Annotated in this window: 15 protein-coding genes; 7 read left to right on the top strand and 8 right to left on the bottom strand. The window is 70.9% G+C overall.

Features of this window, described 5'->3' with window-relative positions; translation table 11 throughout:
• Window positions 1-291: 291 nt before the first annotated feature.
• From folB to AC5K6T_RS20165, 3 genes are read left to right on the top strand one after another with little or no spacing between them, the layout of a single operon-like run.
• Window positions 292-651, top strand: coding sequence for a dihydroneopterin aldolase (gene folB, locus AC5K6T_RS20155; protein WP_493210978.1), 360 nt, complete (start codon window positions 292-294; stop codon window positions 649-651).
• The gene (gene folK / locus AC5K6T_RS20160) at window positions 648-1,259 is read left to right on the top strand and encodes a 2-amino-4-hydroxy-6-hydroxymethyldihydropteridine diphosphokinase (protein WP_493210980.1); all 612 of its coding nucleotides are present in this window, start codon (window positions 648-650) and stop codon (window positions 1,257-1,259) included. The genes folB and folK overlap by 4 nt, the downstream gene beginning before the upstream one ends.
• 49 nt (window positions 1,260-1,308) lie before the next feature.
• Window positions 1,309-1,797, top strand: a complete 489-nt coding sequence (locus AC5K6T_RS20165; protein WP_493210981.1) for a DUF3180 domain-containing protein — start codon at window positions 1,309-1,311, stop codon at window positions 1,795-1,797.
• A 188-nt stretch (window positions 1,798-1,985) separates the two neighbouring features.
• On the opposite strand, the gene folE is transcribed toward AC5K6T_RS20165, so the two are convergent.
• From folE to dacB, 6 genes are all read right to left on the bottom strand, one after another.
• Window positions 1,986-2,591 carry a GTP cyclohydrolase I FolE gene (folE, locus tag AC5K6T_RS20170; RefSeq protein WP_493210982.1) on the bottom strand — a complete coding sequence of 202 codons (606 nt, stop codon included), beginning with the start codon at window positions 2,589-2,591 and terminating at the stop codon, window positions 1,986-1,988.
• A gap of 139 nt (window positions 2,592-2,730) precedes the next feature.
• Entirely contained in the window at window positions 2,731-4,773 is a 2,043-nt protein-coding gene (gene ftsH / locus AC5K6T_RS20175) for an ATP-dependent zinc metalloprotease FtsH (RefSeq protein WP_493212141.1), read from the bottom strand.
• Between the two features lie 182 nt (window positions 4,774-4,955).
• Entirely contained in the window at window positions 4,956-5,516 is a 561-nt protein-coding gene (gene hpt, locus AC5K6T_RS20180) for a hypoxanthine phosphoribosyltransferase (protein ID WP_067028163.1), read from the bottom strand.
• Between the two features lie 74 nt (window positions 5,517-5,590).
• Entirely contained in the window at window positions 5,591-6,883 is a 1,293-nt protein-coding gene (tilS, locus tag AC5K6T_RS20185) for a tRNA lysidine(34) synthetase TilS (RefSeq protein WP_493210984.1), read from the bottom strand.
• Between the two features lie 193 nt (window positions 6,884-7,076).
• The gene (locus tag AC5K6T_RS20190; RefSeq protein ID WP_493210985.1) at window positions 7,077-8,210 is read right to left on the bottom strand and encodes a zinc-dependent metalloprotease; all 1,134 of its coding nucleotides are present in this window, start codon (window positions 8,208-8,210) and stop codon (window positions 7,077-7,079) included.
• 297 nt (window positions 8,211-8,507) lie between these two features.
• Entirely contained in the window at window positions 8,508-10,094 is a 1,587-nt protein-coding gene (gene dacB / locus AC5K6T_RS20195) for a D-alanyl-D-alanine carboxypeptidase/D-alanyl-D-alanine endopeptidase (protein ID WP_493210987.1), read from the bottom strand.
• A 79-nt stretch (window positions 10,095-10,173) separates the two neighbouring features.
• On the opposite strand from dacB, the gene AC5K6T_RS20200 reads away from it, so the two are divergent.
• Complete coding sequence (locus AC5K6T_RS20200; protein WP_250402346.1) at window positions 10,174-10,665, top strand: inorganic diphosphatase; 492 nt, start codon at window positions 10,174-10,176, stop codon at window positions 10,663-10,665.
• A 102-nt stretch (window positions 10,666-10,767) separates the two neighbouring features.
• On the opposite strand, the gene AC5K6T_RS20205 is transcribed toward AC5K6T_RS20200, so the two are convergent.
• Complete coding sequence (locus tag AC5K6T_RS20205; protein ID WP_493210989.1) at window positions 10,768-11,418, bottom strand: tyrosine-type recombinase/integrase; 651 nt, start codon at window positions 11,416-11,418, stop codon at window positions 10,768-10,770.
• Between the two features lie 117 nt (window positions 11,419-11,535).
• Here AC5K6T_RS20205 and AC5K6T_RS20210 point away from each other — a divergent pair, with 117 nt between their 5' ends.
• Entirely contained in the window at window positions 11,536-12,789 is a 1,254-nt protein-coding gene (locus AC5K6T_RS20210) for an IS256 family transposase (RefSeq protein WP_493208984.1), read from the top strand.
• Between the two features lie 88 nt (window positions 12,790-12,877).
• Window positions 12,878-13,639: a transposase gene (locus tag AC5K6T_RS20215; protein ID WP_493210990.1), complete on the top strand. Its 762-nt coding sequence runs from the start codon at window positions 12,878-12,880 to the stop codon at window positions 13,637-13,639.
• A gap of 257 nt (window positions 13,640-13,896) precedes the next feature.
• On the opposite strand, the gene AC5K6T_RS20220 is transcribed toward AC5K6T_RS20215, so the two are convergent.
• Entirely contained in the window at window positions 13,897-14,418 is a 522-nt protein-coding gene (locus AC5K6T_RS20220) for an HAD family hydrolase (protein ID WP_493210992.1), read from the bottom strand.
• Window positions 14,419-14,568: 150 nt separating this feature from the next.
• Between AC5K6T_RS20220 and AC5K6T_RS20225 the strand changes: the two genes are divergently transcribed.
• Entirely contained in the window at window positions 14,569-15,837 is a 1,269-nt protein-coding gene (locus AC5K6T_RS20225) for an IS701 family transposase (RefSeq protein ID WP_493210994.1), read from the top strand.
• Window positions 15,838-16,062 lie beyond the last annotated feature (225 nt).

Below are 16,062 nucleotides of genomic sequence, written 5' to 3' on the forward strand. Positions count from 1 at the left end.
CGGGTAGGTGCGGCTTCCGGGTCGTGCGGCGCCGGGTCCCGCGAGGGAGACAGCCGCGGAACCCGGCTGAACCCCGTCACAGACCTCATCGGCCCCCGTCAGACCCGTCAGACCCCGTCAGACCCCGCCGGACCCCGCCGGACCCCTTTCCGCCCGGGTGCACACCGACTGCTCCGGACCGCCGCACCCGCGGCCCGGTGCCGCCGGTGCCCGCGGGTAGACTCGTTCGCGGCCGGTACACCGCCCGCACGCGGTGCGCGCCGGCCCTCACCGACGACTGCAGGAGTGATCGTGGATCGTGTCGCGCTGCGCGGCCTGAAGGCCCGTGGGCATCACGGCGTCTTCCCCGAGGAACGCGAGGAGGGCCAGACGTTCGTCGTGGACCTCGTCCTGGGGCTGGACACCCGGCCGGCCGCGGCCGACGACGACCTGACGAAGACCGTGCACTACGGCGTCGTGGCCGAGGAGGTCGTCGCGGTCGTCGAGGGCGAGCCGGTCGACCTCATCGAGACGCTGGCCGAGCGCATCGCCCGGACCTGCCTCGCGCACGACGCGGTACGGGAGGTCGAGGTCTGCGTGCACAAACCGGACGCCCCGATCACGGTGCCCTTCGACGACGTGACCGTCACCATCACCCGGAGCCGAGCATGAGCACGTCGTTCACCGGCGGTCCCCACGACCCGACCGTCCAGCCGGTGCCGGCCTCCGTCGTCGAGGCCGTCGACGCCGCCGACACCACCCTGCAGAACCCCCGGCGGGCCGTGCTGTCCCTCGGCTCCAACCTGGGCAACCGCCTGGAGACCCTGCAGGGCGCCATCGACGCCCTGGAGGACACCCCGGGCATCCGCGTCAAGGCGGTCTCCCGCGTCTACGAGACGGAGCCGTGGGGCGTGGAGCCCGGCAGCCAGCCCTCGTACTTCAACGCGGTCGTGGTCCTGCGGACCACGCTGCCCCCGTCCTCCCTGCTGGAACGGGCACACGCCGTCGAGGAGGCCTTCCACCGGGTCCGCGAGGAGCGCTGGGGCGCCCGCACCCTGGACGTCGACATCGTCGCCTACGCCGACGTGGTCTCCGACGACCCCGTCCTCACCCTGCCCCATCCGCGCGCCCATGAGCGCGCCTTCGTCCTCGCGCCCTGGCACGACATCGAGCCCGGGGCCGAGCTGCCGGGCCGGGGAGCCGTCGCCGCGCTGCTGGACGCCGTCCCCCGGGCGGGTGTCGCGCCGCGCGAGGACCTGGAACTCCAGCTGCCGGAGTAGTCGTTAAGGTCGACAGGACCGTCACGTCCGGGGGAGCTGAAGGGACACCGTGAGAGAGCTGCGCATCAGGGTGCTGGTCGGCGTTTTCGTCGTCGCCGGCGTCCTGTCCTGGGCGGGCGCCCGCCTGTGGAACTCGGTCGGCACGCTGCCCAGCGTCCCTCTGGCGGCGCCCGTCGTGCTGGCCGTGATCGCCGTGATCCTGCTCGCCACGGCCCTGTCCCTGCGCTCCCGGCTCAGAGCGCAGCGCGAGCGGCGGCCCGGCGCCAAGGGCGTCGACCCCCTCATGGCGGCCCGCGCGGTCGTCTTCGGGCAGGCCAGCGCCCTCGTCGCCGCCCTGGTCGCCGGCATGTACGGCGGCACGGGCGTCTTCCTGCTGGAGTACCTTGAGATCCCGGCCCGCCGCGACCAGGCGATCTACGCCGGCTTCTCGGTACTGGCCGGCGTCGGCGTCATAGCGGCCGCTCTCTTCCTGGAGCGCGTCTGCAAGCTCCCGGAGGACGACGACCAGGACGGCACCGGCGCCGCCCCCGCCGCCTGACCTCCCGGCCGGGGCGTGCTCCACTGCGGATCGGCCGCGCCCTGAAGGGGCGCGGGGAACCGCGCGACCAGCCACGACGGGGACGACGGCGCCGCGGGCGAACGACGTCACCTCGCGGCACCTCCAGCGAAGGACTCCGCCACGGCAACCGGCGGAGCCGCTTTGCCGCGGCGTTTCCGGCGGAGCGCTCAGCGGGCCAGTATCAGGCTCATCGCCTCGGCGCGGGTCGTGGCGTCCCGCAGCTGCCCCCGCACCGCGGAGGTCGTGGTCTTGGCGCCCGGCTTGCGGATACCGCGCACCGACATGCACATGTGTTCCGCCTCGATCACCACGATCGCGCCCCGCGCCTCCAGGATCCGCATCAGCGAGTCGGCGATCTGCGTGGTGAGTCGTTCCTGCACCTGCGGCCGGCGGGCGAACACCTCGACGAGGCGGGCCAGCTTCGACAGCCCGGTGATCTTGCCGCTGTCGGCCGGGATGTACCCGACGTGGGCCACCCCGTGGAAGGGCAGCAGGTGGTGTTCGCACAGCGACACGATCTCGATGTCCCTCACCAGGACCATCTCGTCGTGCCCCAGGTCGAACGTCGTCGTCAGGACGTCCTCCGGCTCCTGCCTGAGGCCCGCGAGCAGTTCGCGGTAGGCCCGCGCAACCCGCGCCGGGGTGTCCCTGAGGCCCTCGCGGTCCGGGTCCTCCCCCACGGCGATCAACAGCTCGCGAACGGCGTTCTCGGCGCGCTTCTCGTCGAACTCACCGATGGGGCCCTCGCCGGCCAGCGTCACCGGGTCCGTCATCTCGTGCCTCGTTCCTGTACCTGTCGCGTGCCATCACGCGCCTCACCTGCGGGCATACACACATGCCGCGCCCCCCAGGCTAGAACCCGGGGGGCGCGGCATCCATTCCGGGCCCGGTGAGATCACCGGGACCGGGGTGTCAGCTCTCGGGCCGCTCCTCGGCGACCGGGTCGGCCGCCGGGGCGGCGGTCTCCGTCGCCGTGGACTTCACGGTGCTGATCGCGGGGGTCGTGCCGTTGGCGCCGTTCGTCAGTGCGAGCTCCTTGGGGGAGAGCACCGGCGGGCGGGTCGACGGCGTACGGCGGGAGGAGCCGGTCCAGGCGGGACGCGGCGGCCGCTTGACGATCGGGGCGAAGATCTCCGCGATCTCCTCCTTGCCGAGCGTCTCCTTCTCCAGCAGGGCCAGGACGAGGTTGTCGAGGACGTCGCGGTTCTCGACCAGGATCTCCCAGGCCTCGTTGTGCGCGTTCTCGATGAGCTTCTTGACTTCCTCGTCCACCAGAGCGGCGACCTCTTCCGAGTAGTCGCGCTGGTGAGCCATCTCACGGCCGAGGAAGGGCTCGGTGTTGTCGCCGCCGAACTTGATGGCGCCGAGCCGCTCGGTCATGCCGTACTGGGTGACCATCGCGCGGGCGGTGGCCGTGGCCTTCTCGATGTCGTTGGCCGCGCCCGTGGTCGGGTCGTGGAAGACGAGCTCCTCGGCCGCGCGGCCGCCCAGCATGTAGGCCAGCTGGTCCAGCATCTCGTTGCGGGTCGTGGAGTACTTGTCCTCGTCCGGCAGGACCATGGTGTAGCCGAGCGCGCGACCGCGACTGAGAATCGTGATCTTGTGGACCGGGTCGGAGTTCGGGGAGGCCGCCGCGACCAGGGCGTGACCGCCCTCGTGGTACGCGGTGATCTTCTTCTCCTTGTCCGACATGATCCGGGTCCGCTTCTGCGGGCCCGCGACCACACGGTCGATCGCCTCGTCCAGCATCTGGTTGTCGATCAGCTTCTTGTCCGAGCGGGCCGTGAGCAGCGCGGCCTCGTTCAGCACGTTGGAGAGATCGGCACCGGTGAAGCCGGGGGTGCGGCGGGCGACGGCCGACAGGTCGACGTCCGGCGCGACCGGCTTGCCCTTCTGGTGGACCTTGAGGATCTCCAGACGGCCCTGCATGTCCGGGCGGTCGACGGCGATCTGCCGGTCGAAGCGGCCGGGACGCAGCAGTGCCGGGTCGAGGATGTCCGGGCGGTTGGTGGCGGCGATGAGGATCACACCGCCCTTGACGTCGAAGCCGTCCATCTCGACGAGCAGCTGGTTGAGGGTCTGCTCGCGCTCGTCGTGACCGCCGCCCAGACCGGCACCGCGGTGGCGGCCGACGGCGTCGATCTCGTCGACGAAGACGATCGCCGGGGCGTTCGCCTTGGCCTGCTCGAACAGGTCGCGGACCCGGGAGGCGCCGACGCCGACGAACATCTCGACGAAGTCGGAGCCGGAGATCGAGTAGAACGGCACCCCGGCCTCGCCGGCGACGGCGCGGGCGAGCAGGGTCTTGCCGGTGCCGGGCGGGCCGTAGAGCAGCACACCCTTGGGGATCTTGGCGCCGACCGCCTGGAACTTGGCCGGTTCCTGGAGGAACTCCTTGATCTCGTGGAGCTCCTCGACGGCCTCGTCCGAACCGGCGACGTCGGTGAAGGTGGTCTTCGGCGTGTCCTTGGTGATGAGCTTGGCCTTGGACTTCCCGAAGTTCATCACCCGGGAGCCGCCGCCCTGCATCTGATTCATCAGGAACAGGAAGACGACCACGATCAGGACGAAGGGGAGCAGCGAGAGCAGGATGCCCACGATCGGGTTCTGCTTCGACGGCGAGACGGTGTAGCCGTCGGGGATCTGCTTGTCCTGGTACTTCTGTTGCAGCGTGCTGGCGACGGTCACGCCCTGGTCGCCGATGTAGCTCGCCTGGATCTTCGAGCTGCCCTCGACCTTTTCGCCGTCCTTGAGCTCGGCCTTGATGGTCTGCTCGTCGCCGGTGGTCAGTTTGGCCGACTTGACCTTGTTCTCATTGATCGCCTGGACGACCTGGCCGGTGTCCACCGTCTTGTAGCCCCCGGACGAGCCGACGACCTGCATCAACACGACCACGGCAAGGACGGCCAGCACGATCCACATGACCGGCCCACGGAAGTATCGCTTCACGTCCATCCATACGGAGCGGTGCCGCCCCGTCCCTCCTGCCATAGTGAGTTTGATAAGACAGTTCTTCTGACGGTACCCCAGCATCGCGGCGCGGAGCCGCACGGACGCCTGACGAACCCGTCTGCCTGCTCCAACGGCGCGAACCCCGCCGGGGTTCCCGATCTTCCTACGGGACTGGGCCCTTCGGGTCAGCCGCCGTAGACGTGGGGCGCGAGCGTACCGACGAACGGCAGGTTGCGGTACTTCTCGGCGTAGTCGAGGCCGTAGCCGACGACGAACTCGTTGGGGATGTCGAAGCCCACCCATTCGACGTCGATGGCGACCTTCGCCGCGTCGGGCTTGCGCAGCAGGGTGCACACCTTCAGCGACTCGGGCTCCCGGGAGCCGAGGTTCGACAGCAGCCAGGAGAGCGTCAGGCCGGAGTCGATGATGTCCTCGACGATCAGGACGTGCTTGCCCTTGATGTCGGTGTCGAGGTCCTTGAGGATCCGCACCACGCCGGAGGACTGGGTGCCCGCGCCGTAGGAGGAGACGGCCATCCAGTCCATGGTGACGGGGGTGGACAGCGCTCGGGCCAGGTCGGCCATGACCATGACGGCGCCCTTGAGGACACCGACGATGAGCAGGTCCTTGCCCGCGTACTCAGCGTCGATCTTCGCGGCCAGCTCGGCCAGCTTCGCGTCGATCTCTTCCTTGGTGATGAGCACCTGCTTGAGGTCGGCACCCATGTCTTTCGCGTCCACCCGCATCACTTTCGGTCGTCCCACCGGCTCTCCGGCCCCTCCGCGGGGAGGGGCCGGATCCCCCTCCGCGGGGGAGGGAGTCAGCCTTGCCGGAGCACCAGTCTGCCACCCTGACGCCGGGCCACGACCTTGCCGGGGAGGTTGATGGCTCCCTGGCCGCGCCATCCCGTGATCAGCCGGTCGACCTCCTCGATGTGCCGGGCGAAGAGCGAACCGGCCGGGGCGCCTGCCTCGATGGCGGCACGGCGCAGGATCCGGCGGCGGACGGCGGGCGGCAGGGCGTAGAGCTTGGCGCATTCGAGCAGCCCGGCGGCGTCGCGCACCGAGGCGTCGGCCTGTCCGGCCCAGATGTCGAGGGCGTCGGCGTCGTCCCGCGAGAGCTGGGCCGTTCGGGCGAGGGCCTCGACGACCCCCTTGCCGAGGGCCTTCTCCAGCGCGGGCAGCCCCTCGTGGCGCAGCCGTGAGCGGGTGTAGGCGGGGTCCGCGTTGTGCGGGTCGTCCCAGACGGGCAGCGACTGCGCCATGCACGCCGTTCGGGCGGTCTGCCGGTCGAGCTGGAGGAAGGGGCGCCGGTAGCGGCCGCCGGCCCCCGAGACCGCGGCCATGCCGGACAGGGAGCGGATGCCGGAGCCGCGGGCGAGGCCGAGCAGGACGGTCTCGGCCTGGTCGTCGCGGGTGTGTCCGAGGAGGACGGCGGCGGCGCCGTGGCGTACGGCGGCGGCGTCCAGGGCGGCGTAGCGGGCGTCGCGGGCGGCTGCCTCGGGCCCTCCGTCGCGGCCGACGGTGACGGTGACGGCCTCGACGGGGTCGAGGCCGAGCTGGCTCAGGCGCAGCACGACTTCCTCGGCCCGCAGGTCGGAGCCGGCCTGGAGGCCGTGGTCGACGGTGACGCCGCCGGCCCGGATGCCGAGCTTGGGGGCTTCGAAGGCGAGGGCGGAGGCGAGGGCCATGGAGTCGGCGCCGCCGGAGCAGGCGACGAGCACGACCGGCGCGTGCGGAGCCCGCGCAGTCGGCGCAGTCGGCGCAGTCGGGGCAGTCGGGGCGTCGGCACGGCGTGCGCGGGGCGCCTGGGGGCGCGCGGCGGCCTGGGACGGAGGCGCGGGGGGCTGCTCGGGGGGCTGCTCGGGGGGCGCGGAGGTCTGCGCGGGCGCGGTCGCCGCCGTCTGCACGGAGGTGCGTCCGCCGGAGAGGCGCGCGGCGTGCTCGGGCTGTCCGGGGCGTTCGCCGTGCCCGGTGACGCGCCCGGTGACGTGCCCGGCGTCGGGCCGGGACTGTTGGGTGTGCTGGGTGTGCTGGGTGTGCTCGGTGAGGATGTCGTGGAGGACGCGGCGGACCGCCAGGCGTATCGCCGCGACCGCAGGATGGGGACCCATGTCCGGTTCCCTTCATGAAGTTGTCGGGGGGTGAACCCGAATTCGGTCACTCAGAGTGTGTCGATGGTGACAGAAGCGGGCCGTACCCCGAGCATTGCACGCCTGTCCATGCCCCACGGTCCCTCGGACGGGTGATTGGAGGGGCGTTCGTCTGCCGCCCGCCGGACGGCGTTCACTCCGCTCGTGCGCGGTGTCACTCCTCCGCCCTGCCGTGCACCCGTGCGATCCAGTCCGCCGGTCCGGCGATCTCCGACTTGGTGGGGAGGGTGTTGGGGGAGGTCCACACCCGGTTGAAGCCGTCCATGCCGACCTGGTCGACGACGGCCCGTACGAACCGTTCGCCGTCGCGGTACTGGCGGAGCTTGGCGTCCAGGCCGAGCAGTCGGCGCAGCGCGAGGTCGAGGCGGGAGGCTCCCCTGGCGCGGCGCTGCTGGAACTTCTCGCGGATCTCGGCGACGGAGCCCACCACGTCGGGGCCGACGCCGTCCATGACGTAGTCGGCGTGGCCTTCGAGCAGGGACATCACGGCGGTGAGCCGGCCGAGGATCTCGCGTTGGGCGGGGGTCTGGACGAGTTCCACCAGGGAGCGCCCGCCGTCGGCCTCCTCGCCCTCGGGCCGGCCGCCGGCGAGGGTCTGGGCGGCCTCCCGGATGCGCTCCAGGACGGTCCCGGGGTCGATGTCGGTCTGGGCGAGGAAGGCCTGGATCTCGCCCTCCAGGTGGTCGCGCAGCCACGGCACGGCGGTGAACTGGGTGCGGTGGGTCTCCTCGTGCAGGCACACCCACAGCCGGAAGTCGTGCGGGTCGACGTCGAGTTCGCGTTCGACGTGGACGATGTTCGGCGCGACCAGCAGCAGCCGGCCGCCGCCCGTTCCGCCGGCCGGCAGATCGCGGGCGGCGGGCGCGAAGGTCTCGTACTGGCCGAGCACGCGGGAGGCCAGGAAGGACAGCAGCATGCCGAGTTCGACGCCGGTGACCTTGCCGCCGACGGCGCCGAGGACGGCGCCGCCGGGCGTGCCGTCGCGGCGCTCCTGCATCTTGTCGAGCAGCGGCCTGAGGATCTCGCGGAACCCGGCGACGTTGGCCCTGACCCAGCCGGGCCGGTCCACGACGAGGACGGGCGTGTCGTCGAGGGTGTCGCCGCCGAGCCGGGTGAAGGCCCGTACGTGCTCCTCGGAGGCCTTGGCGTGCCGGCGCAGTTCGGCGACGACGGCGCGGGCCTCGTCCCTGCTGATCTCGGGGCCCGGCCGGACCAGCCGGGTGGCCGTCGCCACGGCGAGGTTCCAGTCGATCATCCCAGCGGGTGCGGCACCACCGATGCTCGTCATGCGTCAACCGTACGTGAGCCCCGCGGCCCGGGGCAGGCCGTCGAGTGCGCCCCGCCGGTGCCCCGCCGGTGCCGCGGCGGGCCTGCGGAGCGGGGTCGCGCCGGGCGCCCGGCACCGGGCGGCGGACCGGCAGGCAGTGGACGGGCAGTGGGCAGCCGGCGGGCAGCGGACAGCCGGCGGGCAGCGGACAGCCGCGGGCCGCTCCCGCCGCCGGACCCTCGGCGGCCGGTCGCCCGGCACCGCCGGGGCCCGCCAGGGCGCCGCCCTCCACGGCCCCGGCGGCCCCGGACGCCGGCCTCAGCGGCAGCCGCAGTCCGCGAGGGCGGTGGCGGCCCGGTCCAGGGCGGCCCGGGTGGCCCCCGGGTCGACGGTGCCGGAGGTGAGGAAGGCGAAGGCGAGGACGCGGCCGTCGCGGTCGACGACGGTTCCGGCGAGGGCGTTGACGCCGGTCAGGGTGCCGGTCTTGGCGCGGACGAGACCGGCGGCGCCGTCGGCGTAGCGGCTGGTCAGGGTGCCGGTGAAGCCGGCCACCGGCAGCCCGGTGAGGATGGGCCGCAGCTCGGGGCGGGCGGGGTCGGCGGCCTCGGCGAGCAGCGCGGTGAGCAGGCCGGTGGTGAGCCGGTCCTCCCTGCTCAGTCCGCTGCCGTCGTGGAAGGCGGTGCCCTCGACGGGCAGCCCGAGCTTGGCCAGCTGGGCGCGGACGGCGCGGCCGGCGCCGTCGAAGTCGGGGCGCTGGCCGGTGGCGAGCGCGGTGTGGCGGACGAGGGCCTCGGCGAGGTCGTTGTCGCTGTGGGTCAGCATGCGCTCGACGAGGGTGGCCAGGGGCGGCGAGGAGACGGTGGCGAGGGTCTCTGCGCGGGTGCTGGCCTTGGAGGGGCCGGGTGCGCTGGTGCGGATGCCGTGCAGGGCGAGGGCCTCGGCGAAGACGCGGGTGGCGTCGGCGGCGGGCTCGGCGCTGCGCGGGGCGGGGCCGCTGGTGGAGCCGTCGGTACGGGCTTCGTCGGCCATCAGGGCGGTGACCGGGGCGAGGTTGGCGTTGACCCCGATCGGGTGGAGCTCGGGACCGGCGTAGAGCGTAGTGTCGTACGACAGGGTGACCCGGCGTACACCGCGTTCGCCGAGCTTGCGGGCGGTGCGGTCGGCGAGGGTGCGCAGGTCGGCCCGGCCGGCGCGGTCCGGGCGGGCGGTGAGGGTGGGGTCGCCGCCGCCGACGAGGACGAGTTCGCCGGTGTCGGGCTCGAAGGCGGCGCGGGTGGTCAGCCGGTGGTCGGGGCCGAGCGCGGACAGCGCGGCGACCGCCGTGGCGATCTTGGTGGTGGAGGCGGGGATCAGGGCGTCGTCGGCGCCGGCGCCGTACAGGCGCCGGCCGGTGGCCAGGTCGACGACCGCGGCGCCGTGCCGCTCGCCCAGCGCGGGACCGCTCAGCAGCGGGTCGAGGACGTCGGCGAGCGGGCGGGAGCCGGGCGCGGACTTCACCACGGGGGCGGCCCCGCCGAGTCCGGCGAGCACGGAGGCGGCGCTGGGCGCGGGGCGGGGCCCGGCGGACACCGGGCGGGAGCCGTGACCGTGATCTGCGCCACCTGTCGAGCGGTCGGCGGCGGCCCGTTCGCGCTCGGCCGTACGCTGGCCGGAGGAGTCCCAGGGGCCCGCGGCGGTGACCGCGCCGACGGCGAGGGCCAGTCCCGCCGTTGCGGCACCGGCCGTGTACCCCCAGGTCCGCACCCGCGCGACCTGGGGTTTCGTGGACCGTGTCCACCGCGTGATCCTCGGTTTCAACGGTTTCGCGACCGCGGCGATCCGGGCGAGGCGGGGTCGCACGGCGTTCGCGATGCGCGCCGTCCGCGGCCCCGCGGACCGCCACGGCCTCAGCTCCGGCACGACCACCAGCCCCTTTCGCGAGCACTCACCTGCGTGAGGGACACTTAACCACCAGAACTGTGCGCTGATCATGGAGGAGCCACCGGTGGAGTTCGACGTCACGATCGAGATCCCGAAGGGTTCGCGGAACAAGTACGAGGTGGACCACGAGACCGGTCGGATCCGCCTGGACCGTCGCCTCTTCACCTCGACCGCCTACCCGACCGACTACGGCTTCGTCGAGAACACCCTCGGCGAGGACGGCGACCCGCTGGACGCGCTGGTCATCCTGGACGAGCCGACCTTCCCGGGCTGCCTGATCAAGTGCCGTGCGATCGGCATGTTCCGGATGACGGACGAGGCCGGCGGCGACGACAAGCTGCTGTGCGTGCCGGCCACCGACCCGCGGGTGGAGCACCTCCGGGACATCCACCACGTGTCGGAGTTCGACCGCCTGGAGATCCAGCACTTCTTCGAGGTCTACAAGGACCTGGAGCCCGGCAAGTCCGTCGAGGGCGCCGACTGGGTCGGCCGCACCGAGGCCGAGGCCGAGATCGAGCGTTCCTACAAGCGCTTCGAGGACCAGGGCGGCCACTGAGCCCTCTGACCTGCGCTTTCCGTAGGTCGTACGGTCCCTGGACCACGCTGCGGGCCCTGCCCCTCCCGGTGCTATTCGGGAGGGACAGGGCCCGTTCTGCGTTCACTCGGCAACGTCGCCGGAAGATCCTTCCGGGCTCTGGGCCGTCTCTGGGCCGTGGGAGCCGAAAATGGCCCCGTCTACGGCCCGTCGGGCGCGGTGCTCGCTGCTCGGCATGAGGTGGGCGTAGATCCGGAGGGTCAGCGCCGGATCGTGGTGTCCGAGGTACGACGCGAGCGCCTTGATGTTCTCCCCCGCGTCGAGCAGCACGGAAGCGTACATGTGCCTCAGGGCGTGCATCCCGTGCTCTCGGGCCGCCGGGTAACGGCCCCATTCGTCCTTCTCGTCCAGGAGGAGCCCGGCCCCCACGAGCGCGGGCTTCCACACGGATGCATTGAAGACGTTCCGGTGTACGGCGAGAGGCTTGCCGTCGCGTAGGAAGACGAGCTTGCGAGTCACCTCTGCGCCGTCGGGCGTCTGCCACGGCAGCGTGACCGGTTGTGGCGCGAACCTCCGGCAGTGCTCCGCTAGGCGCTCCCCGAGACCTTCGGACAGCGGGATGTCCCGCTCCTTGCCGCCCTTGGGCGGACCGAACATCAGGGTGCTGCCCGCCTGCTTCACCTGGCATCGCACGTGCAGCCAACCGCCTTCCGCGTCGATGTCCTCGACGGCCAGGCCGAACACCTCGCCCTGCCGCATCCCGGCGCCGAGCAATGCTCAAGACCTGTGGATCGACCCCGGGAGGAACGCGGAGGGCGTACCTTCCCGAATGATCCTTTGATGGTCACCGAGTAGGCCCGCGTTCGCAGCGCGGGTCGGGAAGGCACGCCCGTGCTCAGCGTAGTCAATGCCGATGGTTCGACCGAGTCCGGCTCCCTGATCGACGAGATCGTCCGTGAGGGCGCCCGGCGGATGCTCGCCGCCGCGCTGGAAGCCGAAGTCAACCAGTACATAGCCGAGTTGGCCGCCGAGACGGATGAGGCCGGGCGTCGCCTGGTGGTGCGCAACGGCCGCCACCGGCCCCGCACTGTCACCACCGCGGCCGGTCCCGTCGAGGTCACGGCCCCGCGCGTGAACGACAAGCGGGTGGATGCGGCCACCGGCGAGCGGATGCGGTTCTCCTCGAAGATCCTGCCGCCGTGGTGCCGCAAGTCGCCCAAGGTCAGCGAGGTGCTGCCGCTGCTCTACCTGCATGGACTGTCCTCGGGGGACTTCGTGCCCGCGCTGGAGCAGTTCCTCGGCAGCTCGGCCGGGCTGTCGCCGGCGACCGTGACCCGGCTGACGAAGCAGTGGAGCGACGACCACGCCGCCTTCCAGCAGCGCGACCTCGCCGAGTCCGACTACGTGTACGTGTGGGCGGACGGGGTGCACCCCAAGGTCCGGCTCGGGCAGGCGCACTCCTGCGTCCTGGTGCTGATGGGTGTGCGCCTGGACGGCACCAAGGAACTGATCGCGCTGGCCGAGGGGCTGCGCGAGTCCACCGAGTCGTGGGCCGACCTGCTGCGCGACTGCCGCCGCCGGGGCATGCGCGATCCCGAACTGGTCGTCGGCGACGGCGCGATGGGTCTGTGGAAGGCGCTGGCCGAGGTGTTCCCGGCTGCCCGCCACCAGAGGTGCTGGGTCCACAAGGCCCGCAATGTCACTAACGCCCTGCCGAAGTCCGCACAGCCGGGCGCGACGAAGGCGATGCAGGAGATCTACAACGCCGAGGACCGAACGCACGCCGAGAAGGCGATCGAGGCGTTCGCGCGCACCTACGGCGCCAAGTTCCCCAAGGCCGTCGCGAAGATCACCGACGACCGGGAGGAACTGCTGGCGTTCTACGACTTCCCGGCCGAGCACTGGATCCACCTGCGGACCACCAACCCGATCGAGTCGACCTTCTCCACCGTCAAGCTCCGCACCAAGGTCACCCGCGGGGCAGGCAGCCCGGCCGCGGCCCTCGCGATGGTGTTCAAGCTCGTCGAGTCCGCCCAGGCCCGCTGGCGCGCGGTCACCGGAGCCCACCTCGTCGCCCTGGTCCGCGCGGGCGCCACGTTCGAAAACGGCGTCCTGGTCGAGCGCGCAGAGACCGCCGCTGCCTGATCACGCGTCACCCGAACCACAACTCTTGACAATTGCTCGCTGGAGTACTAGGCCGTTTCGTTCAGATCATCTGATCATTGGTCTGGTTGTGCCGTTGGCTGACGCGCAGTGGGCGCGGATCGAGCCGTTACTTCCGGACCGGACGCCGAAGCGGGGTGGGCGGTGGCGGGATCACCGTGAGGTGATCGACGCGATCGCCTATAAGTTCCAGACCGGGACGCAGTGGATGCACCTCCCGGAGAAGTACGGCAACTGGCGGGGTGTCTATAACCGGCTGCGGATGCGGGCGGCGGACGGCATGTGGGAGCGCGTGTTCTCGGCGCTGATGGCCCAGGCCGACGATGAGGCCGACCTGAACTGGGTGGTCTCGGTGGACTCCACCATCGTCCGTGCTAGCAGGCTCCCTCACCAACGGGTCGCCCTACTGGTCGCAAAGAGACGCGAGGATGACCGCCGATGGCCAGTCCAGGAATTCCGCGAGATCAGCTCATCCCTTTGTCACGAACATGCGGTAGAAGAGATTCATCCCCCTTACCTCATCCTCTGGCCAAGGGCAATCCTTCAGATCGTGCCGGGATCCGACTCGCGGGTCCGAAGAAGTGTCTTCGGGAGCATTCTTGTAGTCCTTGCTGTCGGCGAAGCAGTGCAGGCTTCCGTCCTTGTTCCTCTTTGTTGCGTAGCAGTGGCGAGTTCCAACCATGTCGTTCAGAACAAGATGTGGTGTTGTCGGCTGCGGACTTCCCTCGCCTTTGTAGACGGTGGTGCCCCAGGGGCAGTCCCCGACCTCGTGCCAAGATCGGTCGTAGGGGGCCATTTGGCGAGGGCCAGACCACGGCACGTTCCTATATGAGATGCCCGTTTGCCGGTTGAACAGGAAACGGTCACGCTCTTCCGTTTCTGATGTGCCATGGACCTCCTCTGCGTAGTAGCAACCGCGAGTCCAGTACTTGGTCAGGACCAGGTGAACGAGGCTCATATCTCGATGGTGCTTCTTCTTCATTTCGAGATCAAGAAACCACGCCCTTATCGGGCTGCGTCACCTCAGGACTCCCCCATCGTCTGAGAACCTCGGCTTAAGTCGGATCACCCCATCGTCATGGACATTACCTACGAACCCCAAGCCCTTGGGCCTGGCAGGCCACTGAGCCGCTCGCCGCGCAGAACCCCGATGGCGCCCACGATGTCCGACGCGATGGCGTCGGGCGCGGGGGAGCTATCGGGCCACTCGCGGCCGGCGGCCACCCACATCGTTCGCAGTCCGACTGTCCTCGCCCCGACCATGTCCGTCTCGGGATTGTCGCCGACCATCCATCCCCCGTCGTTGAGAGCCAATCCGCACTCAGCCGCCGCGGCCTCGAAGAACCGACGCTCCGGCTTACGTACCCCCGCTTCCCCCGACACACAGATGCCGTGGAAGAGCGGGGCGAGACCGGTCGCAGCGAGCTTGGCGCGCTGGATGTCACCCGCGCCGTTCGTCGCGATGCCGATGGTCCACCCCGCGCGGCGCAGGGCTTCGAGCCCTTCCCTGGCCCCGGGGAAGCAGTGCACCGAGTGCGCGACGCCATCGACGTACTCGTGCCAAAGGTCTTCCGGGGCATCGCCGAGATGGAGGATCGCCCGCAGGTCCACGAAGTCCTCAGGGTGTGCCCGCTCGCTGAGCCGATCACAGATTATGGCCTCTGCCTCATGGGGCAGGGCACGCGAGCGCACGAAACCACGGGCCCAGTACTACAGCCTCAGATCATGTGACTGGTGATCGGTGCTGATCGTTGTCCGGTCATGCTGATGGATGTGAGTACGGAACACGTCGGGAACTGGGCCGAGGGACTGGCTGTCCTGACTGGCGGGTTGGGGCATCTGTTCGCCCGGCCGGAGCCGCGGGAGGTGTTCGCCGATCTCGTCGAGGGGCTGTTGTCGGACCTGGGCCGAAAGAACGGCTGGACGATGGCGGGGAGGGCCGGGCATGCCACCCCGCACCGGATTCAGAAGTTCCTTGGTGAGGCGTCCTGGAGCGCGGACGCGCTGCTGAGCGAGGTGCAGGCGTATGTGGCGCGGGAGTTGGGGGATCCGGACGCGACGCTGGTCCTGGACGACACCCAGGTGATCAAGAAGGGGGACAAGTCTGTCGGGGTCGCCCACCAGCACTGCGGGACGACCGGTGACGTCCGCAACTGCCAGGTCATGGTGATGCTCACCTACGCCGCCGCGAGCGGCCACACCTTCTGCGACCGGCGCCTGTACCTGCCGCAGTCCTGGACGAAGGACCGTGAGCGGTGCCGGGCGGCCGGGGTGCCCGACGAGGTCGTCTTCACCACCAAGCCGCACCTGGGCATCGCCATGCTCCAGGGCGCGGCGGCCGGCGGCCTGCCGTTCTCCTGGGTGGCCGCAGACGCGGACTACGGCAAGGACCCCGCCCTCAGGTCCTGGCTGCACGAGCAGAAGATCCGCTACGTGCTCGCAGTGCCGGTCTCCCTGCCGGTTCAGGGCCCGCCGGGCAAGCTGCGCCTGCCGAAGGTCGCGGCGGCCGGTGATCTGCTGCACTACGCCACGGTGCGTGAGCAGTGGGAGCGCCGCAGCCAGGGCGAGGGCTCCAAGGGCCGGCGCGCCTACGACTGGGCCTGGTTCGAGGTCACTCTGCCCGGACAGATGCCGGCCGACGGCTTCGCCCACCAGCTGCTGATCCGCCGCAGTACCGAGAAGAAGCAACTGGCCGGCGGCTTCGTGGACTTCGAGTACGCGTACTTCCTCGTTCATGCCCCCGCCGGCGACCCGGTCACCGAGGCGATCGTGAGGGCCGGGGTCCGCTGGAAGATCGAGGAGAACAACGAGCTTGCCAAACAGATCACCGGCCTCGGCCAGTACCAGGTCCGCCGCTGGACCTCCTGGCACCGGCACGTGACCTGCGCGATGCTCGCCCTGGCCTTCCTGACCGTCCAGCGCGCCCGCCACCCCGACCCGGAACCAGAGCCTGCGGCTGGGCCCACTGGTCCAGACCCGGCAGTCGGGGGAAAAGCGCAGGCAACAGCGGGAAGGAACACCTTCCCCTGATCCGGCTGACCGTCCCGGCCCTCGCCTGTCTCCTCGCCGCCACCGCCCTGACCGCCCACCACAGCGACGCCTACCACCTCCAGCAGCATCACTGGCGAGCCCTGCACCAGACCCGGGCCACCGTCAGCCACTACAAACGGCGCGGCGACCCCCTGCCCGCCCGCCTCCGTCCCTGGCGACAACCCGAACAGAATCGATCACAAACTCAAGATCTGAGGCTGTAGT

It is taken from the genome of Streptomyces sp. B8-7 (assembly GCF_058833805.1).

Bases quoted from the DNA above. Each gene is read 5' to 3' on its own strand.
- folK (WP_493210980.1), top strand. From the start codon at position 648: ATGAGCACGTCGTTCACCGGCGGTCCCCACGACCCGACCGTCCAGCCG.
- folE (WP_493210982.1), bottom strand. From the start codon at position 2,591: ATGACGGACCCGGTGACGCTGGCCGGCGAGGGCCCCATCGGTGAGTTC.
- ftsH (WP_493212141.1), bottom strand. From the start codon at position 4,773: ATGGACGTGAAGCGATACTTCCGTGGGCCGGTCATGTGGATCGTGCTG.
- hpt (WP_067028163.1), bottom strand. From the start codon at position 5,516: ATGCGGGTGGACGCGAAAGACATGGGTGCCGACCTCAAGCAGGTGCTC.
- tilS (WP_493210984.1), bottom strand. From the start codon at position 6,883: ATGGGTCCCCATCCTGCGGTCGCGGCGATACGCCTGGCGGTCCGCCGC.
- AC5K6T_RS20190 (WP_493210985.1), bottom strand. From the start codon at position 8,210: ATGACGAGCATCGGTGGTGCCGCACCCGCTGGGATGATCGACTGGAAC.
- AC5K6T_RS20225 (WP_493210994.1), top strand. From the start codon at position 14,569: ATGCTGATGGATGTGAGTACGGAACACGTCGGGAACTGGGCCGAGGGA.